This window comes from Alsobacter ponti, from assembly GCF_024294805.1.
GTDB classification, from domain to species: domain Bacteria; phylum Pseudomonadota; class Alphaproteobacteria; order Rhizobiales; family Beijerinckiaceae; genus Alsobacter; species Alsobacter ponti.
Genome location: NZ_JANCLU010000005.1, coordinates 179573 through 205396, shown reverse-complemented (window position 1 = coordinate 205396; position 25824 = coordinate 179573). Strand labels below are relative to the sequence as shown.

Annotated in this window: 20 protein-coding genes; 11 read left to right on the top strand and 9 right to left on the bottom strand. The window is 70.9% G+C overall.

Going from position 1 to position 25824, the window contains the following annotated elements:
- The first annotated feature begins 691 nt into the window (after nucleotides 1-691).
- The 4 genes from dnaE to NK718_RS07390 all read left to right on the top strand — a co-directional run bounded on the left by dnaE (nucleotide 692) and on the right by NK718_RS07390 (nucleotide 9064).
- Complete coding sequence (dnaE, locus tag NK718_RS07405) at nucleotides 692-4147, top strand: DNA polymerase III subunit alpha (RefSeq protein ID WP_254740149.1); 3456 nt, start codon at nucleotides 692-694, stop codon at nucleotides 4145-4147.
- A gap of 489 nt (nucleotides 4148-4636) precedes the next feature.
- Nucleotides 4637-6490: an alpha,alpha-trehalose-phosphate synthase (UDP-forming) gene (locus NK718_RS07400; protein WP_254740147.1), complete on the top strand. Its 1854-nt coding sequence runs from the start codon at nucleotides 4637-4639 to the stop codon at nucleotides 6488-6490.
- A complete protein-coding gene (gene otsB, locus NK718_RS07395) occupies nucleotides 6483-7262 on the top strand; it encodes a trehalose-phosphatase (RefSeq protein WP_254740145.1) in 780 nt (259 codons plus the stop codon). Before NK718_RS07400 ends, otsB begins: the two co-directional genes overlap by 8 nt.
- Complete coding sequence (locus NK718_RS07390; RefSeq protein WP_254740143.1) at nucleotides 7259-9064, top strand: glycoside hydrolase family 15 protein; 1806 nt, start codon at nucleotides 7259-7261, stop codon at nucleotides 9062-9064. Before otsB ends, NK718_RS07390 begins: the two co-directional genes overlap by 4 nt.
- A gap of 139 nt (nucleotides 9065-9203) precedes the next feature.
- On the opposite strand, the gene NK718_RS07385 is transcribed toward NK718_RS07390, so the two are convergent.
- The 7 genes from NK718_RS07385 to NK718_RS07355 all read right to left on the bottom strand — a co-directional run bounded on the left by NK718_RS07385 (nucleotide 9204) and on the right by NK718_RS07355 (nucleotide 15692).
- A complete protein-coding gene (locus tag NK718_RS07385; protein ID WP_254740141.1) occupies nucleotides 9204-10025 on the bottom strand; it encodes an aldo/keto reductase in 822 nt (273 codons plus the stop codon).
- A gap of 68 nt (nucleotides 10026-10093) precedes the next feature.
- Entirely contained in the window at nucleotides 10094-10888 is a 795-nt protein-coding gene (locus NK718_RS22155) for a VOC family protein (RefSeq protein ID WP_254740139.1), read from the bottom strand.
- A gap of 54 nt (nucleotides 10889-10942) precedes the next feature.
- The gene (locus NK718_RS07375) at nucleotides 10943-11677 is read right to left on the bottom strand and encodes an SDR family oxidoreductase (protein WP_254740137.1); all 735 of its coding nucleotides are present in this window, start codon (nucleotides 11675-11677) and stop codon (nucleotides 10943-10945) included.
- On the bottom strand, nucleotides 11674-12582 hold the full coding sequence (locus NK718_RS07370; RefSeq protein WP_254740135.1) for a carbohydrate ABC transporter permease: 909 nt from the start codon (nucleotides 12580-12582) through the stop codon (nucleotides 11674-11676). Before NK718_RS07370 ends, NK718_RS07375 begins: the two co-directional genes overlap by 4 nt.
- Complete coding sequence (locus NK718_RS07365) at nucleotides 12579-13556, bottom strand: carbohydrate ABC transporter permease (RefSeq protein WP_254740133.1); 978 nt, start codon at nucleotides 13554-13556, stop codon at nucleotides 12579-12581. Before NK718_RS07365 ends, NK718_RS07370 begins: the two co-directional genes overlap by 4 nt.
- Nucleotides 13553-14368, bottom strand: a complete 816-nt coding sequence (locus NK718_RS07360) for a sugar phosphate isomerase/epimerase family protein (protein WP_254740131.1) — start codon at nucleotides 14366-14368, stop codon at nucleotides 13553-13555. Before NK718_RS07360 ends, NK718_RS07365 begins: the two co-directional genes overlap by 4 nt.
- Before the next feature lie 64 nt (nucleotides 14369-14432).
- Complete coding sequence (locus NK718_RS07355; protein ID WP_254740129.1) at nucleotides 14433-15692, bottom strand: ABC transporter substrate-binding protein; 1260 nt, start codon at nucleotides 15690-15692, stop codon at nucleotides 14433-14435.
- 234 nt (nucleotides 15693-15926) lie between these two features.
- Here NK718_RS07355 and NK718_RS07350 point away from each other — a divergent pair, with 234 nt between their 5' ends.
- The 7 genes from NK718_RS07350 to NK718_RS07320 all read left to right on the top strand — a co-directional run bounded on the left by NK718_RS07350 (nucleotide 15927) and on the right by NK718_RS07320 (nucleotide 23082).
- On the top strand, nucleotides 15927-17006 hold the full coding sequence (locus tag NK718_RS07350) for a LacI family DNA-binding transcriptional regulator (RefSeq protein ID WP_254740127.1): 1080 nt from the start codon (nucleotides 15927-15929) through the stop codon (nucleotides 17004-17006).
- Nucleotides 17007-17030: 24 nt separating this feature from the next.
- On the top strand, nucleotides 17031-18026 hold the full coding sequence (locus NK718_RS07345) for a mannonate dehydratase (RefSeq protein ID WP_254740125.1): 996 nt from the start codon (nucleotides 17031-17033) through the stop codon (nucleotides 18024-18026).
- 271 nt (nucleotides 18027-18297) lie between these two features.
- Complete coding sequence (locus NK718_RS07340; RefSeq protein ID WP_254740123.1) at nucleotides 18298-19491, top strand: substrate-binding domain-containing protein; 1194 nt, start codon at nucleotides 18298-18300, stop codon at nucleotides 19489-19491.
- Between the two features lie 16 nt (nucleotides 19492-19507).
- Nucleotides 19508-20275 (top strand): ABC transporter ATP-binding protein, encoded by a 768-nt coding sequence (locus NK718_RS07335; RefSeq protein WP_254740121.1) that lies wholly within the window; start codon nucleotides 19508-19510, stop codon nucleotides 20273-20275.
- Nucleotides 20268-20993, top strand: coding sequence for an ABC transporter ATP-binding protein (locus tag NK718_RS07330; RefSeq protein WP_254740119.1), 726 nt, complete (start codon nucleotides 20268-20270; stop codon nucleotides 20991-20993). The genes NK718_RS07335 and NK718_RS07330 overlap by 8 nt, the downstream gene beginning before the upstream one ends.
- Nucleotides 20990-22006 carry a branched-chain amino acid ABC transporter permease gene (locus NK718_RS07325; RefSeq protein ID WP_254740117.1) on the top strand — a complete coding sequence of 339 codons (1017 nt, stop codon included), beginning with the start codon at nucleotides 20990-20992 and terminating at the stop codon, nucleotides 22004-22006. Before NK718_RS07330 ends, NK718_RS07325 begins: the two co-directional genes overlap by 4 nt.
- Nucleotides 22003-23082, top strand: a complete 1080-nt coding sequence (locus tag NK718_RS07320) for a branched-chain amino acid ABC transporter permease (protein ID WP_254740115.1) — start codon at nucleotides 22003-22005, stop codon at nucleotides 23080-23082. Before NK718_RS07325 ends, NK718_RS07320 begins: the two co-directional genes overlap by 4 nt.
- Here the strand turns inward: NK718_RS07320 and NK718_RS07315 are convergent.
- On the bottom strand, nucleotides 23034-25415 hold the full coding sequence (locus NK718_RS07315) for a xanthine dehydrogenase family protein molybdopterin-binding subunit (protein ID WP_254740113.1): 2382 nt from the start codon (nucleotides 25413-25415) through the stop codon (nucleotides 23034-23036). The two genes, NK718_RS07320 and NK718_RS07315, sit on opposite strands and share 49 nt — an antisense overlap.
- A 103-nt stretch (nucleotides 25416-25518) precedes the next feature.
- Nucleotides 25519-25782 carry a type II toxin-antitoxin system HicA family toxin gene (locus NK718_RS07310; protein ID WP_254740111.1) on the bottom strand — a complete coding sequence of 88 codons (264 nt, stop codon included), beginning with the start codon at nucleotides 25780-25782 and terminating at the stop codon, nucleotides 25519-25521.
- Between the last annotated feature and the right edge of the window lie 42 nt (nucleotides 25783-25824).

The following is a 25824-nucleotide window of genomic DNA, read 5'->3' as shown; positions in this document are numbered from 1 at the left end:
GCAACCCCAAACGGGCGGACACCAGTCCGCCAGTTCCCGGAGCCCCGGAGCGATAGCGGAGGGGCATCCGGGATCCAGCGCATGGATGCTGCCGCGAAGCGGCGCTTCATCAGCCTTTTTCACTAAGGCCGCGCTTCGCGCGGACATATTGCGCTAGGCCCCGGATCTGGTTCCGCTTCGCTGCACCAGTCCGGGGACGGGCGGGCCGCAGGCCCGCAACCCAAAGGGCGGACCTCGCCCGCCCGTCCCCGGAGCCCAAAGGGCGGGCCTTCGCCCGCTCGTTCCCGGAGCCCAAAGGGCGGACACCAGTCCGCCCGTTCCCGGAGCCCAAAGGGCGGGCCGGAGGCCCGAACCCCCAACGCCCTCGCGCCTCGCCCCTTCGTTAACCCGCCCGCGCCGGCGCGTTCACCATTCGTCCATTTCACCGTGAAGTGCCGCAAAAGGATGGTTGCAAGAGAACAAAACTCGTACATACTGGGTTCATAGAGCCAACACACAGGAGGGACCCATGTTGCGCACCGTGATCGTCGACATCGCCGAGCTCGCTTCGCTGAGCGCCTTCCTCGGCGCCGTGCTGGTCTGGGCGCGCTTCCTCACCATCTGAGCCGCTGTCCCCAGACACCGCGCCGCCCGCTCTGGACCGGGCCGGCGCGAGCGCCGATGATCCGGCTTCCCATCGGAGACCAGGCAAGTGAGTCGCATTCTGCGTGACGTCGGATTCGTCCATCTGCACGTCCATTCCTCCTTCTCGCTGCTGGAGGGAGCGCTGCGGATCGACGAGCTGAAGAAGCTCGCGCTGAAGGACCACATGCCGGCGCTGGCGCTGACCGACACCAACAATCTGTTCGGCGCGCTGGAGTTCTCCGAAAAGATGTCGGCCGCGGGCATCCAGCCCATCGCCGGCATCGAGCTGGCGGTGGAGACCGGCGACGAGCCGCCGCGCCGCGGCGTCGCCAGCCAGTCGCGCCCAGGCCTCGTGCTGCTGGCGGCCTCCGCCGACGGCTACGCCAACCTGATGCGGCTCGGCTCGCGCGCCTTCCTCGACCCGCCGCCCGGCGAGCCGCCGCACGTGCCGCTGGCCTCGGTGCTCGCCGCCAACGCGGGGCTGATCGCGCTCACCGGCGGGCCGGACGGGCCCATCGACCGGGCGCTCGCCGCCGGCCGCGCGGACCTGGCCGAGGCGCGGCTCGCCGCGCTCGCCGCCGCCTTCCCGGGGCGTCTCTATGTCGAGATCCAGCGCCACGGGGCGGACGAGGAGCGCGCCGTCGAGCCCGAGCTGATCGAGCTGGCCTACCGGATGCGCCTGCCGCTGGTGGGGACCAACGAGCCGTTCTTCGGCAAGCCGGACGACTACGACGCGCACGACGCGCTGCTCGCCATCGCCGAGGGGCGGCTGGTGTCGGACCAGGAGCGCCGGCGCGTCACCCCGCGCCACGACTTCAAGACGCGCGCCGAGATGACGCAGCTCTTCGCCGACCTGCCCGAGGCGGCGGCCAACACGGTCGAGATCGCGCTGCGCTGCGCCTACCGTCCGCGCACCGGCAAGCCGATCCTGCCGCGCTTCACCACCGGCGACCACGAGGACCCCGCCTTGGTGGTGGCGGAAGAGGCGGCGGAGCTGCGCCGTCAGGCGCAGGAGGGGCTCGCCCGGCGCATCGCGGCGCACGGCGTCGCGCCCGGCCTCACCGAGGACGACTACCGCGCGCGGCTCGACTTCGAGCTCTCGGTGATCGAGCGCATGAAGTATCCGGGCTACTTCCTGATCGTCGCCGACTTCATCAAGTGGGCCAAGGCGCACGACATTCCCGTCGGCCCGGGGCGCGGCTCGGGCGCGGGCTCGCTCGTCGCCTACGCCACCACCATCACCGACCTCGACCCGCTGCGTTTCGGGCTGCTGTTCGAGCGGTTCCTCAACCCCGAGCGCGTGTCGATGCCGGACTTCGACGTCGACTTCTGCCAGGACCGGCGCGAGGAGGTGATCCGCTACGTGCAGGGCCGCTACGGGCGCGACCGCGTGGCGCAGATCATCACCTTCGGCACGCTCTTGGCGCGCGGCGTGCTGCGCGACGTCGGCCGCGTGCTGCAGATGCCCTACGGGCAGGTCGACAAGCTGACCAAGCTGGTGCCGCAGAACCCGGCCAACCCCGTCACCCTGGCCCAGGCCATCGAGGGCGAGCCGCGCCTGAAGGCGGCGGCGGACGAGGACCCGGTAGTCCAGCGCCTGCTGGAAATCGCGCAGAAGCTGGAGGGGCTGTACCGCCACGCCTCGACGCATGCCGCCGGCATCGTCATCGGCGACCGCCCGCTCGACGAGCTGGTGCCGCTCTACCGCGACCCCAAGTCCGACATGCCGGTCACCCAGTACAACATGAAATGGGTGGAGCCGGCGGGCCTGGTGAAGTTCGACTTCCTCGGCCTCAAGACGCTGACCGTGCTGAAGACGGCGGTCGACCTCCTGAAACTGCGCGACATCCATATCGACCTCTCGGCCATCCCGCTCGACGACCGGCGCACCTACGAGATGCTGGGGCGCGGCGAGACGGTGGCGGTGTTCCAGGTGGAATCGCAGGGCATGCGCAAGGCGCTGGTGGAAATGCGCGCCGACCGCTTCGAGGACATCATCGCCCTCGTGGCGCTGTACCGCCCGGGCCCGATGGCCAACATCCCGGTCTATTGCGCGCGCAAGCACGGGCTGGAGGACGCCGACTACCTCCACCCCAAGCTGGAGCCGGTGCTGAAGGAGACGCAGGGCGTCATCATCTACCAGGAACAGGTGATGCAGATCGCGCAGATCCTGTCCGGCTACTCGCTCGGCGAGGCCGACCTGCTGCGCCGCGCCATGGGCAAGAAGATCAAGGCCGAGATGGACGCCCAGCGCGTCCGCTTCGTCACCGGCGCGGTGGAGGGCGGCCTCGACCGCCAGCAGGCCGACACGATCTTCGACCTGCTCGCCAAGTTCGCCGACTACGGCTTCAACAAGTCGCACGCCGCGGCCTACGCGCTGGTCGCCTACCAGACCGCCTATCTCAAGGCCAACTACCCGGTGGAGTTCCTGGCCGCGTCGATGACGCTGGACATGTCCAACACCGACAAGCTGTCGGAATTCCGCCGCGAGGCGCAGCGCCTCGGCATCAAGGTCGAGCCGCCCTCGATCAACCGCTCGGGCGTCGCCTTCGACGTCCATGAGGGGGCGATCCGCTACGCGCTGGCGGCGGTGAAGGGCGTCGGCGTGCAGGCGGTGGAGGCCGTCGTGGCGGCGCGCCGCGACGGGCCGTTCCGCGACCTCGCCGACCTCGCCCGCCGGCTCAACCCGCGCCTCGTCAACAAGCGCACGCTGGAAAGCCTGATCTCGGCCGGGGCGCTCGACGAGCTGGAGCCCGACCGCGCCCGCTGCATGGCGGCGCTGGAGTCGATCATGGCGCTCGCCAACCGCGCCCAGGACGAGCAGGCGGCCGGGCAGGCCGACATTTTCGGGGCCGGCGGCGGCGTCGAGGAGCTGCGCGTGCCGCCGTTCCAGCCCTGGCTGCCGTCCGAGCGCCTTCAGCGCGAGTACGAGGCGATCGGCTTCTTCCTCACCGGCCACCCGCTCGACGAGTACGGCGCGGTGCTCGACAAATTACGCGTGCAGCGCTGGAGCGACTTCGCCCGCGCCGTCAAGGCCGGCGCATCGATGGGGCGCGTCGCCGCCACCGTCCTCGACCGGCAGGAGCGGCGCACCAAGTCGGGCAACAAGATGGGCATCCTGGCGCTGTCCGACCAGAGCGGCCACTTCGAGGCCATCCTGTTCCAGGAGGGGTTGAACACCTATCGCGACCTGCTGGAGCCCGGCCGCGCCGTGGTGCTCACGGTGCAGGCCTCCGCCGAGGGCGACGACGTGCGCGCGCGCGTCAACACGGTCGAGCCGCTCGACCAGGCAGCCGCCAAGCTGCCCGCCTTCATGCGCGTCTTCATGCGCGACGAGCGGCCGATGCCGAGCGTCGCCGAGCGGCTGCGCGAGCGCGGCGACGGCGAGGTCGCGCTGGTGCTGATGATCGAGGGCGGCCAGCGCGAGGTCGAGATCAAGCTGCCCGGCCGCTTCAAGGCGACCCCGCAGATCGCCGGCGCGCTGAAGGCGGTGCCGGGCGTCGTGGCGGTGGAGCTGGCCTGACGCGGAGCGGATTCAGAGTGTGAGGTCCGCGCCGCAACGCGCGGAAAGGACTGCGATAAAGCGCGGGTTCGCCCCCGCGGCTTCTGCGTCTCTCTCTCCGGTCGGGCCCCGCGCCGACCGGTGAGGCGGACCTGCGCCGAGGTCCGGCGGGGGCTCCAAGCCGCGCCTCAACGCCGCTCCTTTCTGATCGTCGGGGCGTTGACCGGGGAGGCAGGCCTGCGCCGAAATCGCCGCGCTTCGCCCCGGGCCTCCCGCGGCCCCTGCGCCGCCCGTGGCCGCCGCCCCACGCCCGGTCGAATGGAACCCTCCGGCGCGCTGGGTCGTTCCTGAAGCGCGGCAGCGACGGGGGCGTCGGCCGTCGTCGAAGCTTGCCGCCCGTCCGGACGGCGGGCCGCTGACGCGCGGCGCGGCCGCCGGGGCCGGGCGCGAGATCCCCCTGGACAGACACCGGAGGGACCCATTTTCGCCATCCGCGTCTTCGTTGTGTTCGTGCTCGGCAGCCTCGTCGTCGCGGCGGTGTTCGGCGTGCTTCCGCTGGCGCTCGCCGATCCTGACGGTCTTCCCGACACCCGCGTCGTGCGCGTCGCGGGGCTCGTCGCCACCGCCATGGGCGGCGCGGCGTTGGCCGGGCTCGCCGCCGTCTACGTCATGCGCCGCTGGATGGCGGCGGTTCGCCAGGCCATCGACGACCTGCGCACCGGTCGCCCCGAGGCCCGTCCCGTCGCCCTGGGCGCGCTCGGGGAGGGCGTGCAGAAGGCGCTCGACGAGTTCGACTCGCTGCGCCGGCGCATGGAGGCGGCCGACATCGACTGGACGCCCGAGACGCTGACGCTGGCTCTCGCCAACGAGTTGCCGGGGGCGGAGATCATCGTCGTCTCGAACCGCGAGCCCTACATCCACAACCGCGCGCGTGACGGCGAGGTGTCGCTGCAGATTCCGGCGAGCGGCCTCGTCTCGGCGCTCGAACCGGTGGTGCGCGCCTGCGGCGGCACCTGGGTGGCGCACGGCAGCGGCACGGCCGACCGCGAGGCGGTCGACTCCCACGATCGCGTGGCGGTTCCGCCGGACGACCCCAGCTACACGCTGCGCCGCGTCTGGCTCTCGGACGAGGAACAGGACGGCTACTACTACGGCTTCGCCAACGAGGGGCTCTGGCCGCTTTGCCACATCGCCTTCGTGCGCCCGGTGTTCCGCGAGAGCGACTGGGCCATGTACCGGGCTGTGAACGAGAAGTTCGCCGACGCCGTGGCCGAGGAGGCGCGCGGCGAGGACCCGATCATCCTGATCCAGGACTACCATTTCGCGCTGCTGCCGCGCCTGCTCCGCCAGCGCCTGCCGCGCGCTACCATCATCACCTTCTGGCACATCCCGTGGCCGAACGCGGAGACCTTCGGCATCTGCCCGCACCGCGAGGAGATCATCGAGGGCCTGCTAGGCAGCTCGATCGTCGGGTTCCACACGCAGTTCCACTGCAGCAACTTCCTCGACGCGGTCGACCGCTTCGTCGAGAGCCGCATCGTGCGCGAGACCTCGACCGTCTACTACGGCGGCGACATGACGCGCGTGCGGCCCTATCCGATCTCGATCGCCTGGCCGCCGGCGGCGCTGCGGCGGCAGAAGCCGGTGCCGGAATGCCGCGCGGCGGTGCGCGAGCGGCTCGGCCTGCCGTCCGACATCCGCATCGCGGTCGGCATCGAGCGCTTCGACTACACCAAGGGCATCATCGACCGCATGCAGGCGGTCGACAGCTTCCTCACCGAGCACCCCGAATGGGTCGGCCGCTTCGCCCTGGTGCAGGTGGCCGCGCCGACGCGCAGCAAGCTCGCCAGCTACCGCGCATTGCAGGACGAGGCGCTGGCGCTGGCCGAGGAGATCAACTCCAGGCACGGCGGCGAGGGCTATCGGCCCATCGTGCTGGTGGCCGAGCACCACGAGCCGAACGAGGTCTACGAGCTGTTTCGCGCCGCCGACCTGTGCATCGTGTCCAGCCTGCACGACGGCATGAACCTCGTCGCCAAGGAGTTCGTGGCGGCGCGCGACGACGAGCAGGGCGTGCTGGTGCTCTCCGCCTTCGCGGGGGCTTCGCGCGAGCTGGGCGAGGCGGTCATCGTCAACCCCTATCACACCCACGCGATGGGCGAGGCGATCCTGCGGGCGCTGGACATGCCCGCCGACGAGCAGCGCGAACGCATGATCCTGATGCGGGAACAGGTGCGCGCCCGCAACGTCTACCGTTGGGCCGGCCAGATGCTGCTCGACGCGGCGCGGCTGCGCAAGCGCGAGCGCATCGCCCGGCTCAACGAACGCAGCGAGACAGAAGCGGCCGCCAGCTCCGATGCCTGACGACGACCTCACTCCACCGGGCGCGTGGACCTCGCCGCCCGCGCTGTTCCTCGATTTCGACGGTACGCTGGTCGCCATCGCGCCAACGCCGGACGCCGTCGAGGTCGCGCCGGACCTGGCCGGCGTGCTGGCGCGGCTGCGCGCGCGGCTGGACGGCGCGCTGGCCATCGTCACCGGGCGTCCGGTCGCCGCCATCGACGACTTCCTCGCTCCCCAGCGTTTCGACGTGGCGGGCCTGCATGGGGCCGAGCTGCGGCTGGTCGGGGAGGGGCTGCGGGCGCGCCCGGCCGCGCCGGCGCTGCGCGATTCGGTGTCGCGGCTGCGCGCGGCGGAGGCCGGCGGCCTCGTGGTGGAGGACAAGGGCCGCAGCGTCGCGGTCCACTGGCGGCTGGCTCCGCGGCGGGAGGAGATGGCGCGCATCATGATGCAGCGCGAGGCCGAGCTGCTGGGCCCGGGCTGGCGGCTGCAGGAGGGCAAGTCGGTGCTGGAGCTGCTGCCCGCCGGGGCCAGCAAGGGCGCGGCCATCGCCGGGCTCATGACCCGCCGGCCCTATGCCGGGCGCACCCCGATCTTCATCGGCGACGACGTCACCGACGAGCACGGCTTCGCCGAGGTCGACGCGGCGGGGGGCGTCTCCGTGCGCGTCGGGCCGGGTGAGAGCCGGGCGCGCCGCCGCATCGCCGATCCCGCCGCACTGCTCGCCTGCCTGCGCCGCTGGGCGGCCGGCGGGGAGCCGCCGTTCCAAGAGGACCGTCCAGAGGACCGCTCATGAGTTCGCTCGACCTCGCCGTCATCGGCAACTGCACCATCGCCGCGCTGATCGACAGGCGGGCCCGCATCGTCTGGTCCTGCTTCCCGCGCTTCGACGCCGACCCGGTGTTCTGCCGCCTGCTGGCGGGCGAGGAGGCCCAGGCCGAGGCGATGGGCGGCGACTTCACCGTCGAGCTGGACGGCATGGTCAGTTGCACGCAGTCCTATGTCGAGAATACCGCCGTGCTCGTCTCGGTGATGCAGGACGAGCGCGGGGGCGCGCTCGAGATCACCGACTTCGCGCCCCGCTTCAACCATTACGACCGCACCTTCCGCCCGCCGCAGATCGTGCGCCGCCTGCGCCCGCTGCGCGGCCGCCCGCGCGTGCGCATCCGGCTGCGCCCGCGCTTCGACTGGGGCGCGCGCGCGCCCGACCACACGCGCGGCAGCAATCACCTGCGGTTCGTCGGCCCGCACCAGACGCTGCGCGTCACCACCGACGCGTCGGTCTCCTACGTCATGGAGGGCACGCCCTTCGTCGTCGACCGGCCGATCTCGTTCTTCTTCGGCGAGGACGAGCCGCTGCGGTCAGAGACCGACGCGACGGCGCGGCAGTTCCTGGAGAACACGGTCGGCTACTGGCAGGACTGGGTGCGCTCGCTCTCCGTGCCGTTCGACTGGCAGGAGGCGGTGATCCGCGCCGCGATCACGCTGAAGCTGTGCAACTACGAGGAGACGGGGGCCATCGTCGCGGCGCTCACCACCTCCGTGCCCGAGGCCCCCGGCACGCCGCGCAACTGGGACTATCGCTATTGCTGGCTGCGCGACGCCTATTTCGTCATCCAGGCGCTGAACCGGCTCGGCACCACGCGGACGATGGAGGACTACCTGGCCTACATCGCCAACATCGTCGACGACGCCGAGGCGGCCGGACTGTCGGAGGACTTGCCCCCGCTGTTCGGCATCACCCGGCAGGCGGACCTGGAGGAGCGCTTCGCCCCGGCGCTGCCGGGCTATCGCGGCATGGGGCCGGTGCGCGTCGGCAACGCCGCCTACACGCAGGTGCAGAACGACGTCTACGGCGCGGTCGTGCTGGCGGGCGCGCACGTGTTCTTCGACAAGCGGCTCATCCGCCCCGGGCTGGCGGCCTTGTTCGACCATCTCGAACGACTCGGACGGCGCGCCGCCAAGGTGTTCGACCAGCCCGACGCCGGGCCCTGGGAGCTGCGCACCAAGGCCAGCGTCCACACCTTCTCGGCGGTGATGTGCTGGGCCGCCTGCGACAGGCTCGCCCGCGTCGCCGCCGTCATGGGCCGGGAGGACCGCCGCGAGGTGTGGCAGGCCGAGGCCGACCGCCAGCGCGCCGTCATCGAGGCGCGAGCCTTCAACCCGGCGCTCGGCACGTTCGTGTCGACCTTCGACGGCGCCGACCTCGACGCCACGCTGCTGCTCTTGCAGGAGCTGAACTTCGTGGAGGCGCGCGACCGGCGCTTCGTCGCGACGGTCGAGGCCGTCGGCCAGAAGCTGGCGCGCGGCGACCTGCTGCTGCGCTACGACGTGGAGGACGATTTCGGCCACATGAGCACGGCCTTCATGATCTGCGGCTTCTGGTATGTTGACGCGCTCGCCGCCATCGGCCGGCGCGAGGAGGCCAAGGCGCAGTTCGAGCGCATCCTGGAGAAGCGCAACAGCTTCGGCCTGTTCTCGGAGGACGCCGACTACGAGACGGGCGAGCTGTGGGGCAATTTCCCCCAGACCTACTCCATGGTCGGCCTCATCAACGCCGCCGTTCGCCTCACCCGCAGCTGGGAAGACGCCTACTGAGGCGCTGGGGGTCCCAAAGGGGCGGGCTCCCGCCCGCCCCACGTCCCCGGAATGCCGGAGCGTGAGCGGAGGCATATCCGGGGTCTAGCGCATGAATGCTGCCGCGAAGCGGCGCTTTGTGGCTTTTTCAGCCTCGCGGCTACGGCGCCATCGGGTCGCCGCCGACGCGGCCGTTGGGGTCGTCGAGGGCGGCGATGCGGGCCATGTCGTCGGCGTCGAGGCGGAAGTCGAACACCTCGAAGTTCTCGCGCACGCGCGCCGGGTTCACCGAGCGCGGGATGACGATGAACCCGTTGTCGATGTGCCACCGCAGCACCACCTGCGCCCAGCTCTTGCCGTGCCGCCTTCCGATCTCGGCGAGCGTCGCGTTCTCGTGCAGCCGGCCGCGGCCCAGCGGGCTCCAGGATTCGGTGAGCACGCCGTGGCGGGCGTTGGCCTCTCGCAAAGCGTGCTGCTGGAAGCGCGGGTGCAGCTCGATCTGGTTGAGCGCGGGGGCGACGCCCGTCTCCCCGACGATGCGGTCCAGGTGCTCGGGGGTGAAGTTGGACACGCCGATGGAGATGGCGCGGCCTTCCTCGCGCAGGCGCACGAACGCCTTCCACGTCTCGACATAGAGGCCGAGATGCGGCTTGGGCCAGTGGATCAGATAAAGATCGACCTGCTCCAGCTTGAGCTCGTTCATGCTGGCGTCGAAGGCGCGCAGCGCGTTGTCGTAGCCGTGCTCGGTGCTCTTGAGCTTGGTGGTGACGAAGATCTCGTCGCGCCGCAGGCCGCTGTCGCGCACCGCCTCGCCGACGCCGGCCTCGTTCTCGTAGCCGGCGGCGGTGTCGATGGAGCGGTAGCCGACCGCGAGCGCCTCGCGCACCGCGCGGGCGGTGTCTTGCGGGGGCACCTGCCACACGCCGAAGCCGAGTTGCGGGATGGAATGGCCGTCGTTGAAGACGAGCCGGGGGATGGTCATTCGGGAATCCTTGTCGTGTCGTTCATGGCTGAGGCCGCGCGCGAAGTCGCACACGCGGCCATTGCAGGTCATAGATCGCGCAGGTCGACGCGGTCCACCAGCTCCACCTTCACGCCGTCGGGGTCGCGCAAGAGGCCGATGCGGCCGATCCCGGTGCCGGCGGGCTTGGGCGTGCCGGGCTCGGCGGGCACGCCGTGGTCCGCGAAGTAGCGCAGCGCCTCGTCGACATTGGGCACGCGCAGCGCGAAATGGCCGAAGATCGGCCCGGTGGTGTCCGGCGTCGGCCGGTGCAGCAGCTCCAGCACGTCGTAGTCCCAGTTGAGGTAGACGATCTGGAGTTGGGTGGCGGGGACCTCCATGGTCTTCAGCACTGACATGCCCATCACGTCGCGGTAGAGCTTCATCGCCCCGTCGAGGTCGTTGGCGAGCACGGAGTAGTGGTCGAACGACTTGATGACGGGGTGGTCGATAATGCCCTCGCGCGTCTTGACGTCGCGCTGGATCAGCTCGACGCGCGCGCCGTTCGGGTCGCTGAAGAAGGCGAGCCGGCCGACGCCGGAGCCGGCGACCTTGGGCGCCACGAGGCCCTTGTAGCCGAGGCCGGTGAGGCGGGCGTAGTCGGCGTCGAGGTCGTCCGTCATGAAGGCGATGTGGGTGATGCCGAACGTCTCCGTCTCCGGCGGATCGGGCCGGTGCAGCAGCTCGATCATGCCGCCGGCGATCTGCAGGTAGACGACGTCGGTCTTCGTCGGCGGGATGAAGCCGCGATAGACGATCTTCGCGCCCATCAGCCCCTGGTAGAAGGCGAGCGAGGCCTCGAGGTCTCGGACGACGATGCCGAAATGGTTGAGTTCGTGGATCACGGGCGGTCCTTTCGGGTCGGGGCGTCTGGTGGTCGGGCTGGCGCGGGGAGGCCGTCAGGGACGGCCCCAGCGCGTGGGCGTGACGGTGATGTTGGGGATGTGCAGGCGCGCCGGCCGCTCGATCAGCCACAGCACGATCTCGGCGATGTCGGAGGCGCGGATCATGGTGGCGCGGCGGGCGTCGTCCGGCGGCTCGGCCTTGTGGGTCCAGATGGTGGTGTCGACCGCGCCGGGGCTGACGGCGGTGACGCGCACGTTCGAGCCCTGGTACTCCTCGATCAGCGACTCGGTGAGCGCGCGCACGCCGAACTTCGAGGCGGCGTAGACGCCGACCGTCGGCTTGGCGGCGTAGGAGGCGGTGGACTGGATGTTGACGACCGTCGCCTCGTCCGAGCGCTCCAGGTGGGGCAGGGCGGCGCGGCACATCAGGTAGGTGCCGGTGAGGTTGATGTCGACGATGCGCCGCCACTCGGCCGGGTCGCTGTCGGCGAGGCGGCGGTTGGCCCGCATGCTGACGCCGGCGCTGTTGACCAGCGCGTCGAGGCCGCCGAGCCGCTCGGCCGCCGCCGCGACGGCGCGGTCGACGTCGGCCTCGCGGCTGACGTCGGCGGGGATCGTGGTCAGCCGCTCGCGCGTAGGCTCGGGCGTCGAGGCGGCGAGCGCCGCCAGCCGGCCTTCGTCGCGCGACAAGGCGGCGACGCGCCAGCCGGCGTCGAGGAGCGCGGCGACGCAGGCCTGGCCGATGCCCTGGCTGCCGCCCGTCACCAGGGCTGATTTCGGACGCGTCATCCCTTGACCGCTCCCTCGCTGAGGCCGCGCACGAGCATTTTCTGCGCGATCGAGAATACGACGAGGGCCGGCAGGCTCATGACGATGGAGGCGGCCATCAGCTCGCCCCAGCGTATGCCGTTCTCGTCGATGAAGAAGGCGAGCGCGACCGACAGCGGCCGCCGGCTCAATCCGTTGGTGAACACCAGCGCGAACAGGAACTCGTTCCACGCGATGATGAAGGAGTACATGGCCACCGCCGCCAGCGCCGGCCGCGAGATCGGGATGACGACGAGCCACAGCAATTGCGGCAGCGAGCAGCCGTCCATGATGGCCGCCTCCTCGATCTCGATCGGGATGTTGTCGAAGAAGCCCTTCAGCATCCAGATCGCGACCGGGAAGATCGCCATGAGATAGACGAGCACGAGGCCCGGATAGGTGTTCATCAGGTCGAGCCAGCGCAGCGTCACGAAGAACGGCACGATGACGACGACGCGCGGGAACAGCTTGGTGAACAGCAGCGACCACAGCAGCGTGTCGCGGCCGGGGAAGCGGTAGCGCGAGAAGCCGTAGGCGCCGAGCACGCCCACCACCAGCGCGATGGCGGTGGTCGCGAGCGCGATCACCAGCGTGTTGAGGAAGCTGGAGAACAGTGCCGGGTTGGCGAATACCGCGGCGAAGTTCTCCAGCGTCGCGGGGGAGGGGATCCACACCGGCGGGAAGGCGTAGACCGCCTCCTTCGTCTTCAGCGCGGTGCTGACTCCCCAGGCGAGCGGCAGCAGGCTGAAGGCGACGAAGGCGAACGCCAGCGTCCAGATCAGCAGACGGTGGCCCCACACGCGCAGCAGCTGGCGCAGCGTGCGGCGGCGCGGCGGGTCGACGGCGGCGCGAAGCCGCCCGGCGGGCGCGTCGGCGGCGAGGCTCATGCCAGTCCCTCCCGGCGCTGGCGCTGCGCCGCGCGGCTCGCCGCTCCGTAGAAGACGAAGACGACCAGCACCGCGATGAACATCAGCACCGACAGCGCCGAGGCGACGCCGAGGTTGAACGCGCCGAAGCCGGTCTTGTAGATCTCCAGCCCCCAGATCTGCGTCGCCTTGGCCGGCCCGCCGCCGGTCATGATGACCAGCGTGTCGAACGAGTTGAGGCCGCTGACGATCTCCAGGATCAGCGCCACCACCAGCACCGATTTCAGCGAGGGCAGGGTGATGTAGCGGAACAGCTGCCAGGCGTTGGCGCCGTCGATGCGCGCCGCCTCGTAGAGCTCCTGCGGCACGCCCTGCAAGCGCGCGAGGATCAGCAGCATGACGAAGGGAAAGCCCGCCCAGCCATAGGCGACGATGACGGCGAGCATGGCGGTGTCGGGGCTGCCGAGCCAGTTCAGCGCCCAGCTCTCCAGCCCCCAGGCGCGCAGCGACTGGTTGAGCACGCCGCTGTCGGTCTGGAAGATCCAGCGCCAGAGATTGGCCCCCACTACCGAGGGGATCGTCCACGGCAGGATCACCAGCGCCCGCAGCCACACCGTGCCGGGCACGCGCGCGTTGAACACCAGCGCCGCCGCCAGCCCCAGCGAGATCCGGAAGACGACGATGCCGGCCACCCACACCAGCGTCCGCTGCGCCAAAGGCAGCGTGTCGGGGCTGCTCAGGATGCGCGCGAAATTGTCGAGGCCCACGAAGGTGGTGCGGAAGCTCGGCAGCTGCACCCGGCTGACGCTGAAATAGAGCGTCTGCAGCACCGGGTAGAGCATCATCAGCAGGATCAGGACGACGGCCGGGGCGACGAGCATGTAGCCCGGTCCCCACTCGCGCCAGCGCGCCCGCCAGGACTGCCGCAACGGCAGGTCCGCCTCGCGGGGCGCGCCGCCGCCGAGCCGGCCCGGCGTGGCCCGGGACAGGCTCACGCCCCCAGCTCCCTCGCGACGCGGGCGAAATGCGGCACGGCGATGTCGGCGTCGGCGATCTCGGGGTGCCAGCCCTTCTCCCATTCGAAATGCACGAAGCCGGCGTAGCCAGCCGCCTTCAGCACCTCGAAGAACGAGGCGATGGGCACGCTGCCCTCGCCGGTGAGCGCGAAGTCGAAGCCGGAGCGGTCGGCCTTGTAGCTGTCCTTGACGTGGACGTGGCGGATGCGCGGGCCGAGCGCGGCCCATGTGTCGCGCGCCATCTCGCCGTGGCGATGGGTGTGCAGCGTGTCCCACAGCACGGCGAGCCTCTCGTCGCAGCCGCGCCGGTAGAGGTCGAGCACGCTGGCGGACGTCGAGAAGTCGTCGTGCGTCTCGAGGATGCTCTCGACGCCATGCTCGGCGGTGATGGCGGCGACCTCGCCGAGCCCGAGCGCGATGGCGTCCAGCGTCGCCTCGCGGTCCTGGGCGGGCGGCAGCGGGCCGCCGAACACGCGCATATACGGCGCGCCGAGCCCGGCGGCGATGGAAGCGTTGACCCGCGCCGCCTCCTTCTGCTTGTCGCGGACTTCGGGGTCGAGCGCGTTCATGCGCACGCCCGAGCCGATGACCACGACCTTCAGCCCGGCGTCCTCGAAGCGCCTTCGCGTCTCGCCGAGCCGGGACGGCGCGAGTTCGGGCAGCGAGGCGAGATCGACGGTGCCGTGCAGGAAGCGGATCTCGATGCCCTCGAGCCCGCTGCTCCGCGCCAGCGCGATCACCTCGTCGATGCCGGCGTTCGGGCAGGCGATCGTGCTGAAGCCCAGTCGCATCGCGTCCTCTCCATGGAATCGGGTGGCGCGCGGGGGCCGCCCGCGCGCCGAAGGCCGGCGGCGCTCAGGCGTTGTCGGCGATGATCCGCTTCATCTCGGCGGCGGAGGCGTCGGCCGCCTGCTGCGGCGTCATCTGCTTCACCAGCACCTTCTGGAGGTTGGTGAGGATGGCGGTCTGCATCTCGAACCAGCCCGCCACCGAGGGCACGGAGCGCGCGTCGGGCTCGGCCTCGACGAAGATCTGCCACTTGGGCTCGTTCCACGGCGGCAGCTTGCGGGCCTTGAGGCTCGCCGGGAAGCGGTTCATCACCTGCGCCTGGATCTCGGGGCGGGCGAGCCAGGCGAGGAACAGCTTGGCCCCGTCCGGGTTCTTGGCGCCCACCGGAACGCCCATCGTCCAGCCGCCGGCGCGGTTGATCTTGTCGGGCGCGAGCACCGCGCCCCACTTCACGTTGGGCTTCTGCAGCAGCGCGTCGAAGGTGTTGGAGGAGGACGAGATGAGCCCCACCTTGTTCGCCTCGAACAGCGGCATCAGGTCGCGCGTCGTCGAGAAGTTCGGCGTGCCTTCCGGCGCGGCCCCGTACTTCACGTAGAAGTCCGACCAGTAGGTGATCGCCTTCACCGCCTCCGGCGTGTTGATGGCCGGGGCCTTTTCGTCGGGGGTCAGGAAGTCGCCGCCGAAATACCAGAGGATCGGGCAGAAGAAGGAGAGCACGTTCGAGGGGTCGCTGAGGTCGGCGGGCACGCCCATGCCGTACTGCTCGCCCTTGATGGTGAGCTTGCGCGCGATGGCCACGAGATCGTCGTGCGTCCAGCCGGCCTGCGGATAGGGGACGCCGGCTTTGTCGAACACGGTCTTGTTGTAGTAGTACACCTCCGGCCCGCCGCGTGCTGGAATGGCGTATTGCACGCCCTTGAAGCGGCCGGCGTTCCACACCGCCTTGGAGATGTCGGACACGTCGAGCTTGGCGGCCACATCGTCGAGCGGCTGCAGCAGGCCCTTGGCCGCGACGGTCGAGACCCAGGTCGTGTCGACGTCGATGATGTCGGGCGGCGTGCCGCCGAGCGCGGCTGTGCTGAACTTGTCGAGGTAGCCGTTGATCGGCAGCGGCTCGAAGGCGAGCTGGACGTCGGGATAGTCGGCCTGCCACAGCTTCTGCGTCAGCGGCACCTGCGGCGCCCACCAGCTGCCGACCCAGATCGTCACCGTGCCGCTGGGCTTCTTGCCCTGCGCCGCGAGCCGTCCGCCCGACGCGGCCACCGCGCCCGCCGCGAGCATTCCCCCGAGAACATGCCGTCGGGGCCATTGCATGACGCCGTCCATGTCGCTCCTCCCGTGCTGCCCGGACCGCCTCGCGGCCGGATGACGCCTTCGCGTGGGGCGCCGTTGGGAGGGAGTGTGCAAGCGATTGCCAAAGCTGTCAAACGGGGAAACATTACAAATGCCGCACCAATAATGTCGTTCCCGCCGTGAAAACGGGAATTGCAAAGCTCACCGGCCCGACTATTCTAGGCAACAAACGATGGCAACGGGTTGCCATCCATTTCGGGACGGCGAATGGCGAGACGGCGAGGCACGGAACCGGGACCCGCGACGATCTCCGACGTGGCGCGCCGCGTCGGCGTGGCGACGTCCACCGTTTCGCGGGCGCTGACCCGGCCGGGCCGCGTCAGCGACGCGCTGCGCCTGCGCGTCCTCGCCGCCGCGGCGGAACTCGGCTACCAGCCCAATCCGCAGGCCCGCTCGCTGACCTCCGGCCGCACCGGATGCGTCGCGCTGCTCGTGCAGGACGTCACCAACCCCTATTTCTGCGGCCTGATCCGCGGCACGCAGACACAACTGCGCTCGCGCGGCTACCGCCATCTGCTCGTCGACCTGGAGAACAACGACGAGATCGAGGAGGCCGCGCTCGCCGAACTGCCCTCGGCCGTCGACGGCATGGTCGTCATGGGCGCGCACGTGTCGGACGACCGGCTGCGCGAGGTGGCGCGACGCGTGCCCGTCGTCGTCATCAACCGCGAGCTGGACGGCGTGCCGAGCGTGGTTGTCGACACGCCCAGCGCGCTGGAAGACGCGCTGCAATACCTCGTGTCGCTCGGTCATCGCCGCATCGCCTACGCGGCCGGCCCCAAGCCCTCGTGGTCGAGCCGCAAGCGCTGGGCCGCCCTGCAGGGGGCGGCGGAGCGCCTGGGCGTGACGTGCGAGCGCATCGGCCCGTTCTCGCCGGGCAAGCTGGCCGGCGCTGCGGCGGCGGACGCGGCGCTGCATATCGGCGTCACCGCCTGCATCTTCTTCAACGACCTGCTCGCCATCGGCGCGCTCAAGCGCTTCGCCGAGCGGGGCGTCGCGGTGCCGGGCGACATCAGCGTGGTGGGCTGCGACGACATCTTCGGCGCGGATTTCTGCAACCCGCCGCTCACCACCATCACCGCGCCCACCGAGCAGGTCGGCCGCACCGCGACCGACATGCTGCTCGCTCGCCTCCACCCCGGCGACGCCGAGACGGCCGCCCTGCCGGAGAGGGTGAAGCTGCCGGCCCCGCTCACCATCCGGGCTTCGGTCGCCTCCGCGCGCCCGGCCCAAGCCGAGCCCGCGCCGCCCCGGCCCGCGGCGGCGCTCGGCGAAACCGTGTCCTGAGCCTCCCCTGAGAGAAGAGACCCCATGTATCTCGGCACCCAGAACGTCGCCCGCGACGACGACGATTTCCGCGTCATGGCCCAGCTCGGCATCCGCCATGTCTGCGCCGACCCCGCCGGCAACCCGCACCACTGGACGCTCGACGATTTGAAACGCCATCGCGACCGCGTCGAAGCGCTCGGTCTGACGCTCGACATGGTGCAGCTGCCGCTCAGCTCGCGGCCGATCGAGGAGCAGTACAGCCCGGACATCCTCACGAAGGGCCCGGACCGCGACCGGCAGATCGACTCCGTCTGCCGGCTGATCGAGCGGGTGGGCGAGGCGGGCATCCCGTCCGTCAAGTACAACCTCAACATCATCGGCATCCCGCGCACCGAGCGCGAGACCGGGCGCGGCGGCTCGTCGAACTCCGCCTTCCGCTGGGAGAAGGCGGACCCGAACGCCCCTCCCGGCCTCGCCGGCGTCGTGTCGGAGGACGAGAACTGGGAGCGCATCGACTACTTCCTCGAGCGCGTCGTGCCGGTGGCGGAGGCGGCGAAAGTGCGCCTCGCCTGCCACCCGCACGATCCCTACACGCCGCCCGGCTATCGCGGCGTGACGCGCGTGCTCGGCACGGTAGATGGGCTGAAGAAGTTCGTGCTGATGCGCGAGAGCCCGTATCACGGCCTCAATTTCTGCCAGGGCACCGTGGGCGAGATGCTGGACGACCCGGCCGCCGAGATCGACGACGTGATCCGCTGGTTCGGCCAGCGCGGCAAGCTGTTCAACGTCCACTTCCGCAACATCAAGGGGCGCAAGCTCTCCTTCGTGGAGGTGTTCCCCGAGGAAGGCGACATGGACATGCTGAAGAGCATCCGGGTCTATGCCGAGGTCGGCTACAAATACATGATCATGCCCGACCACGTGCCGAAGATCAGCGGGCGCGACCCGGAGATGACCGCCTTTGCCTTCACCTACGGCTACATCGCCGCACTGCTGCAGGCGGCCGAGGAGGCCTGGCCCGGCTCCGTCGAGCGCTGAGCCGGACGGCAAGGGGGCAGGCGGGGACCGCCGGCCGCAAACAAAAATGGGCCGCCGGTCGATGCCGGCGGCCCAAGTCAAACAGGGAGGCGTAAGAAGCGCCTCGGCGCTATTGATACCAAAACGGCATCGCGTGCATAGCGTTTTTGTGGGGGTCGCGGTCAAATTTTCGTAGACCTTCGTCGAATGGCTTCGGCTTGCCAAGCGCGCCTGAGTGGTGTCGGATGCCAAAATCGGGCCGAAAAACGGCTGAATTGGGCGGGAGGACGGGATGCGCGCGGGATTCGGGTTGATCTTGGGGGCGGCGCTGGCCGCCTCGGCCGTGCCGGGCGCGCGGGCCGCCGATCTGAAAATCGCGCTGATCGCCGGCAAGACGGGACCGCTCGAAGCCTACGCCAAGCAGACCGAGACGGGCCTGATGATGGGCCTGGAGTACCTCACCAAGGGGACGATGCAGCTCGGCGACCGCAAGATCACGGTGATCGTCAAGGACGACCAGCTGAAGGCCGACCTCGCCAAGACGCTGCTGGAGCAGGCCTACGCCGACGACAAGGTCGACCTCGCCATCGGCACCTCGTCCTCGGCCGCCGCGCTCGCCATGCTCCCGGTGGCGGAGGAGATGGGCAAGGTGCTGATCGTCGAGCCGGCGGTGGCCGACGCGATCACCGGCGAGAAGTGGAACAAGTACATCTTCCGCACCGCCCGCAACTCGACGCAGGACGCCTACGCCGCCGCCGCCGCGATCCCCGCCGAGGGCGAGGTGAGCATCGCCACGCTCGCGCAGGACTACGCGTTCGGCCGCGACGGCGTCGCCGCGCTCAAGGACGCGCTGAAGGCGATTCGCCCCAACGCCAAGGTCGTGTTCGAGGAGTACGCGCCGCAGACCACCACCGACTTCACCGCCTCCGCCCAGCGCCTGTTCGACGCGCTGAAGGACAAGCCCGGCCGCAAGATCATCCCGATCATCTGGGCCGGCCAGCACCCGCTGGCCAAGATCGCCGACCTCAAGCCCGAGCGCTTCGGCATCGAGATCGCGCCCGGCGGCAACATCCTGCCGGTGATGAAGCTCTACAGGGCCTATCCGGGCCTGGAAGGCGCGATCTACTACTACTGGGACTTCCCCAAGAACGCGATGAACCAGTGGTTCGTCACCGAGCACGTGAAGCGCTACGGCGCGCCGCCGGACTTCTTCACCGCCGGCGGCTTCGCCGCCGCCTCCGCCGCGCTGGCCGCCGTGCAGAAGGCGGGCGGAACCGACCCGGACAAGCTCGTCGCCGCCATGGAGGGCCTGACCTTCGATACGCCCAAGGGGCCGATGACCTTCCGCAAGGAGGACCACCAGGCCCTGCAGGAGATGTATCACTTCAAGGTCAAGAAGGACGGCAAGGACGACAACGACCTGCTGGAGCTGGTCGCCACCATCCCCGCCGACAAGCTGCCGATCCCGATCCGCAACAAGCGCTGAGCGGGACGCCCCGCGCGTGGCCGCGCCGGCGCTCGAGACGCGCGACCTCACCGTCCGGTTCGGCGGCCACGTGGCCGTCGACGGGGTGAGCTGCGCCTTCGAGGCCGGCACGCTCACCGCCATCGTCGGCCCCAACGGGGCTGGCAAGACGACCTGGTTCAACCTGATCTCCGGCCAGCTGCCGGCGACCTCCGGGCGCGTTCTGCTCGGCGGGCGCGACATCTCCGGCCTGCCGGCCTCGTCGCGCACGCGGCTCGGGCTCGGCCGCGCCTTCCAGCTGACCAACCTGTTCCCCGGGCTCAGCGTGCGCGAGAACGTGCGCCTCGCCGTGCAGGCGCGGGCCGGCGCGGGGGCCGATTTGCTGCGCCGCTGGACGCATCGGCGCGACCTCATCGACGAGGCCGAGGACATTCTCGAGCAGGTCCGCCTCTCCGGGCGGGCCGGCACGCTCGCCGCCGAGCTGCCGGACGGCGACCAGCGCAAGCTGGAAGTCGCGCTGCTGATCGCGCTGCGCCCGCGCGTCTTCATGTTCGACGAGCCGACGGCCGGCATGAGCGTCGACGAGGTGCCGACCGTGCTGTCGCTGATCCAGGACCTGCGCCGGCAAGGCGACCGCGCCATCCTGCTCGTCGAGCACAAGATGGACGTGGTGCGCTCGCTGGCCGACCGCGTCGTGGTGCTGCACAACGGCGCGCTGGTCGCCGACGGCCCGCCGGCCGAAGTGATGGAGTCGGCGGTGGTGCGCGAGGCCTATCTGGGGCTGGAGGCGGCGCTCGATGAGTGAGCCGATCCTGCGGCTCGAGGGCGTGGAGACGCGCATCGGCCCCTACCACATCCTGCACGGCGTCAGCTTCGACGTGCCGGCCGGCGAGCTGACGCTGCTGCTCGGCCGCAACGGCGCGGGGAAGACGACGACGCTGCGCACGATCATGGGCCTGTGGCGCGCCAGCGCCGGGCGCGTGCTGTTCGACGGCCGCGACATCACCGCCCTGCCGACGCCCGACATCGCCCGCGCCGGCCTCGCCTACGTGCCGGAGAGCATGGCCGTGTTCTCCGACCTCACGGTGCGCGAGAACATGGTGCTGGCGGCGCGCTCCGGCCCGCTCGACTCCGCGCGGCTGGACTGGATCTTCGGCCTGTTCCCGGCGCTGCGGCGGTTCTGGCAGTCGCGGGCCGGCGTGCTGTCGGGCGGCCAGAAGCAGATGCTCGCCATCGCGCGCGGCCTCGCCGAGCCGCGCCGGCTGCTGCTCGTCGACGAACCGACCAAGGGCCTCGCGCCCGCCATGGTGCGCAACATGGTGGAGGCGTTCCGGCAGGTGAAGGCGGCCGGCGAGACCATCCTGCTCGTCGAGCAGAACTTCCACGCCGCCTCGGCGCTGGGCGACGACGTCGCCGTGATGGACAACGGCACGGTCGTCCACAGCGGGCCGATGCGCGCGCTCGCCGCCGACGCCGCCCTGCAGCAGAGCCTTCTCGGCCTCAGCCTGGACCAGCATCAGTGACCGACCTCGGCGCGACAACCCCCGCTTCTCTCCCCGCGCCCCGGCGCGACTGGGCGGCGCTGCTGCTGTGCCCGGTGCTGATGGCGGCGGCGCTGCCGCTCGTGGGCAGCGCCTCCTCGTGGGTGACGCTGACGGCGGCCGGGCTCGCCATGGGCATGATGATCTTCCTGATGGCCTCCGGCCTGACGCTGGTCTTCGGCCTGATGGACGTCATCAATTTCGGCCACGGCGTTTTCATCTCCATCGGGGCCTACGCGATGCTGCTGGTGCTGGGCCCGCTCGCCGGCTGGGCGGAGGCGGATTCGCTGCCCCTCAACCTGGCGCTGCTGGCGGTGTGCATCGTCGTGGCGATGGCGGTGACGGCGGCGCTCGGCCTGGTGTTCGAGCGCGTCATCATCCGCCCGGTCTATCGCAGCCACCTCAAGCAGATCCTCGTCACGATGGGCGGCATGATCGTGGCCGAGCAGGCGATCCACGTCGTGTGGGGCGCGTCGCCGGTGGCGATCCGCCTGCCGGAGGCGTTCCGCGGCGCCATCGTCATCGGCGACGCCGCGGTGGAGCGCTACCGCGTCGTGGCGGTGGCCATCGGCCTCGTCGTGTTCGCCGGCATGAGCCTCGTCCTCAATCGCACGCGGCTCGGGCTCTTGATCCGCGCCGGCGTCGAGAACCCGGAAATGGTCGAGGCGCTGGGCTACCGCATCCGCCGGCTGTTCGTGGGCGTGTTCGTGGCGGGCTCCGCGCTGGCGGGGCTCGGCGGCGTGATGTGGGGGTTCTACCGGCAGACGCTGACGGCGGGCATGGGCATGGAGGTGATGGTGCTGGTGTTCATCGTCATCATCATTGGCGGGCTCGGCTCGGTGGGCGGCTGCTTCGTCGGCTCGCTGCTGGTGGCGCTGGTGGCCAACTATGTCGGCTTCCTCGCGCCCAAGCTGGCGCTCGTCTCCAACATTCTCGTCATGGCGCTGGTGCTGGCGTGGCGGCCGCAGGGCCTGTTCCCGGTGGCGCGGCGATGAGCGGCGGGCGGGGCGGCGTGCTGGCCGCGCTCCTGTCCGACGACGGGCCGCGCTCGCGCGTGCTGGCCGTGCTGCTGCTCGCCATCGCGGCGGGGCTGGCGGCGACGCCCTTCGTGTTCCCCGGCAGCCAGCCGATCGGCGCGGCGGCCAAGATCTGCGTCTTCATCATGCTGGCGGCGAGCTACGACATCCTGCTCGGCTACACCGGCGTGGTGTCGTTCGCGCACACCATGTTCTTCGGCATCGGCGGCTACGGCGTCGCCATCGCGCTCGACAGGCTGGGTCCGGGCTGGGGACAGGTGGCGCTCGGCGTCGTGGCGGCGCTCGGCCTGTCCTGCGTGCTGGCGCTGGCCATCGGCCTCATCTCGCTGCGCGTGCGGGCGATCTTCTTCGCCATGATCACGCTGGCGGTGGCGAGCGCCTTCCTCGTCCTCGCCTCGCAATTGTCGACGCTGACGGGCGGGGAGGACGGGATTTCGTTCCAGCTCCCCGGCGAGCTTCGCCCGGCCTTCCGGCCGTTCGCCGAGCCGGTGCTGGGCCTCGCCATCAACGGGCGGGTGCTCGCCTACTACATGATCCTCGCCGTCACCGTGCTGGTGTTCCTCGGCCTGCTGCGCGTCGTCAACTCGCCGTTCGGGCGCGTGCTGCAGGCGATCCGCGAGAACGAGTTCCGCGCCGAGGCGCTGGGCTATCGTGTCGTCGCCTACCGCACCGCCGCGTCGGTCATCTCGGCCTGCGCGGCCACCGTGGCGGGGGCGATGCTGGCGCTGTGGCTGCGCTACAACGGGCCGGACACGACGCTCTCCTTCTCCATCATGATCGACGTGCTGCTGATGGTGGTGATCGGCGGCATGGGCACGCTCTACGGCGCGGTGGTCGGCGCGACGCTGCTGGTGCTGGCGCAGACCTACTTGCAGGCGGTGATGGCCAAGGCCAGCGCGGCGGCGGCCGGCGCGCCCATCGTCGCCGCCATCCTGCATCCGGACCGCTGGCTGCTCTGGCTCGGCGTGCTGTTCGTGCTGAGCGTCTACTTCTTCCCGACCGGCGTGGTCGGGCGGCTGCGCGGCGGGCGCTGAACCCCGCCGGCGTCGCGGATCGCCCGCCACAGCTTTTCCGGCGTCGCCGGCATGTCGACGTGGAGGACGCCGAGCGGAGCCAGCGCGTCGACGATGGCGTTGATGACGGTGGGCGTGGCGGCGATGGCCCCGGCCTGGCCCGCCCCCTTCGCGCCGATCGGGTTGGACGCCGTCGGCGCGCCGCGAAAGCGCACCTCGAGGCGCGGCAGGTCGGCGGCGCGCGGCATGGCGTAGTCCATCCACGTGGCGGTGAGGGCCTGCCCGCTGTCGGGCTCGTAGACGATCTGCTCCATCAGCGCCTGCCCGATGCCCTGCGCGAGGCCGCCCTGCACCTGGCCCTCGGTCAGCAGCGGGTTCACCATCGCGCCGAAATCGTCGACGGCGAGATAGGAGACGAGGTTCGCCACGCCGGTCGCGGGGTCGATCTCGACCTCGGCGACGTGGCAGCCGCTCGGGAAGGTGTAGAGGTCGATGGCGTGCGCGCCGTGGCCTTCCAGCGCGGCGTCGGGCAGGGCGCGCGCCAGCGCGGCGAGCGTCAGCGAGGCCGCTCCGGCGGGCGCGCCCTCGCGGTGGAACGTCCCGCCCTCGAACGCCAGCTTGTCCCCGCCAGCCTGCAACAGCGGCGCGGCGGCGGCGCCCGCCTTGTCCAGCAGGTCGTCGACGGCGAGCAGCAGCGCCGTGCCGCCCATGTGCAGCGAGCGCGCGCCGCCGTGTCCGCCCCCGCGCGGCACGCGGCTTGTGTCGGCCTGGACGTAGCGGAACGCCTCCATCGGCAGGCCGAGCCGCGAGGCGGCCAGCTGAACGAAGCTCGTCTCGTGGCCCTGGCCATTGGATTGCGTGCCGACGGCCAGCTCGATCGACCCGTCGGGGAGAAGGCGCGCCCACGCCTCCTCGCCCGGCGGCCCGCGCGACGTTTCGAGGAAACACGCCACCCCCAGCCCGCGCAGCAGGCCCCGGCGGGCCGCGGCCTCTCGGCGGGCGGGAAAGCCGTCGCGGTCCGCCGCCGCCAGCGCCGCGTCCAGCGCGCCGGCGAAGTCGCCGGAATCGAGGCGCGCGCCCATCGCCGTCACGTGCGGCGTGGCGCGGATCAGATTGCGCCGCCTCAGTTCGGCGGGATCGCGGCCGAGCCGCCGGGCCGCGATGTCGACCAGCCGCTCGATGGCGTAGTTCGCCTCCGGCTTGCCGGCCCCGCGATAGGCGTCCACCGGGGCGCTATTGGTGTAGGCGCCGCGCACGTCCATGGCGACGGCCGGGATGTCGTAGAGCCCGCCCATCGCCGGCAGCGCGGCGGTGGTGGCGGGGCCGGGACCCAGCGAGCTGGCATAGGCCCCGAGGTCGGCCAGCGTCTCCACGCTGAAGGCGAGGAAACGTCCGTCCTCGTCGAGAGCGAGGCGCGCGGTGGTGAGGTTGTCGCGGCCATGCGCGCCGCCGGTGAAGTCCTCGACCCGCTCGGCGATCCAGCGAACCGGCGCGCCGAGCCGCCGCGCCGCCCAAAGCGTCAGCGCGTATTCGGGATAGGAGACGTTCTTCATGCCGAAGCCGCCGCCGACGTCGTGGCACACCACGTCGATCAGCTCCGGCGCGACGCCGAGCGTCTGCGCCATCTCGCGGCGGATCTGGTGGACCGACGCGCCGCTGAGTTCGAGCCGCCAGCGGCCCGCCTCGGCGTCCCAGCTTCCGATGGCGCCGCGTGGCTCCAGAGCCGCGGCGGCGACGCGGCTGTTGACGAGATCGAGCGAGACGATGTGCGCGGCCGAGCGCATGGCCCGCGCCACGGCGTCGGCGTCGCCGCGCCGGAAATGGAAGGCGAGATTGCCGGGCGCTTCGTCCCACAGGGCGGGCGCGCCGGGGGCGAGCGCGGCGCGCGCGCCGACCGCCGCGTCGCGCTCAGCGTAGGAGACCTCGATGCGCTCCAGCGCGTCGAGCGCGGCGGCGCGGTCCTCGGCGACGACGAACGCCACAGGGTCGCCGACATGCCGAACCCGGTCGCAGCACAGCGGCCAGCGCGGCGGGACCACGAACCCGTCGCCCGGCGCCAGCGCAGCCGAGCAGGGCAGGGGGCGTAGCCCATCGGCCACGAGGTCGCGCCCGGTGAGCACGGCGCGCACGCCCGGCGTCACCAGCGCCTCGCTCGCGTCGATGGAGAGGATGTCGGCGTGGGCGTGCGGCGAGCGCAGCACGACGCCGACGAGCTGGCCGTCGGCGGGGATGTCGTCGAGGAAATGGCCCTCGCCGCGCAGGAAGCGCGCGTCCTCGCGCCGGCGCAGCGAGCGCGGGTCGTCGGCCGGCGACGCCACCGCGTCCGCTTCGCTTCGCTCCCGCCGCCGATCCATGCCGAATCCCGCTCCCGTCCCGGCCCAGTCAGGCCGGAAATCGGGCGCGGGCGCAACCGCCGGGGATGCCGGGCTGCCGCGCGCCCGGCGGGCGGGGCTTCGCTCAGGCCGGGTAGTTGTCCGGGTTCACGCCGCAATCCTGCAGGAACTTCTTCACCTGCATCACCTCGCCCTTGGGCATCGTGTGGTTGGCGTTGTGGAACGCCGCGTTGTGGCCGTTCAGCGTCACGCCGACGCGGCTGCCGGTCTTGTTGTCGACCTCCGCCCCCAGCTCGCCGAACACGCTGAGCACGTCCTTGAAGTCGATGTTCGCGCTCACCGGATGGGCGAAGATGGCCTGCAGGACCTTGCGATGATGGTGGTTCATGTCTCGCCTTCGTTGCGGATTGGTAATGAGGTCAGCTTGATC

Bases quoted from the DNA above. Each gene is read 5' to 3' on its own strand.
- NK718_RS07350 (WP_254740127.1), top strand. From the start codon at position 15,927: ATGGCGAGACGGCGAGGCACGGAACCGGGACCCGCGACGATCTCCGAC.
- NK718_RS07390 (WP_254740143.1), top strand. From the start codon at position 7,259: ATGAGTTCGCTCGACCTCGCCGTCATCGGCAACTGCACCATCGCCGCG.
- NK718_RS07345 (WP_254740125.1), top strand. From the start codon at position 17,031: ATGTATCTCGGCACCCAGAACGTCGCCCGCGACGACGACGATTTCCGC.
- NK718_RS07370 (WP_254740135.1), bottom strand. From the start codon at position 12,582: ATGAGCCTCGCCGCCGACGCGCCCGCCGGGCGGCTTCGCGCCGCCGTC.
- otsB (WP_254740145.1), top strand. From the start codon at position 6,483: ATGCCTGACGACGACCTCACTCCACCGGGCGCGTGGACCTCGCCGCCC.
- NK718_RS07320 (WP_254740115.1), top strand. From the start codon at position 22,003: ATGAGCGGCGGGCGGGGCGGCGTGCTGGCCGCGCTCCTGTCCGACGAC.
- NK718_RS07330 (WP_254740119.1), top strand. From the start codon at position 20,268: ATGAGTGAGCCGATCCTGCGGCTCGAGGGCGTGGAGACGCGCATCGGC.
- NK718_RS07315 (WP_254740113.1), bottom strand. From the start codon at position 25,415: ATGGATCGGCGGCGGGAGCGAAGCGAAGCGGACGCGGTGGCGTCGCCG.
- NK718_RS07385 (WP_254740141.1), bottom strand. From the start codon at position 10,025: ATGACCATCCCCCGGCTCGTCTTCAACGACGGCCATTCCATCCCGCAA.
- NK718_RS07340 (WP_254740123.1), top strand. From the start codon at position 18,298: ATGCGCGCGGGATTCGGGTTGATCTTGGGGGCGGCGCTGGCCGCCTCG.
- NK718_RS07360 (WP_254740131.1), bottom strand. From the start codon at position 14,368: ATGCGACTGGGCTTCAGCACGATCGCCTGCCCGAACGCCGGCATCGAC.
- NK718_RS07355 (WP_254740129.1), bottom strand. From the start codon at position 15,692: ATGGACGGCGTCATGCAATGGCCCCGACGGCATGTTCTCGGGGGAATG.
- NK718_RS07310 (WP_254740111.1), bottom strand. From the start codon at position 25,782: ATGAACCACCATCATCGCAAGGTCCTGCAGGCCATCTTCGCCCATCCG.
- NK718_RS07375 (WP_254740137.1), bottom strand. From the start codon at position 11,677: ATGACGCGTCCGAAATCAGCCCTGGTGACGGGCGGCAGCCAGGGCATC.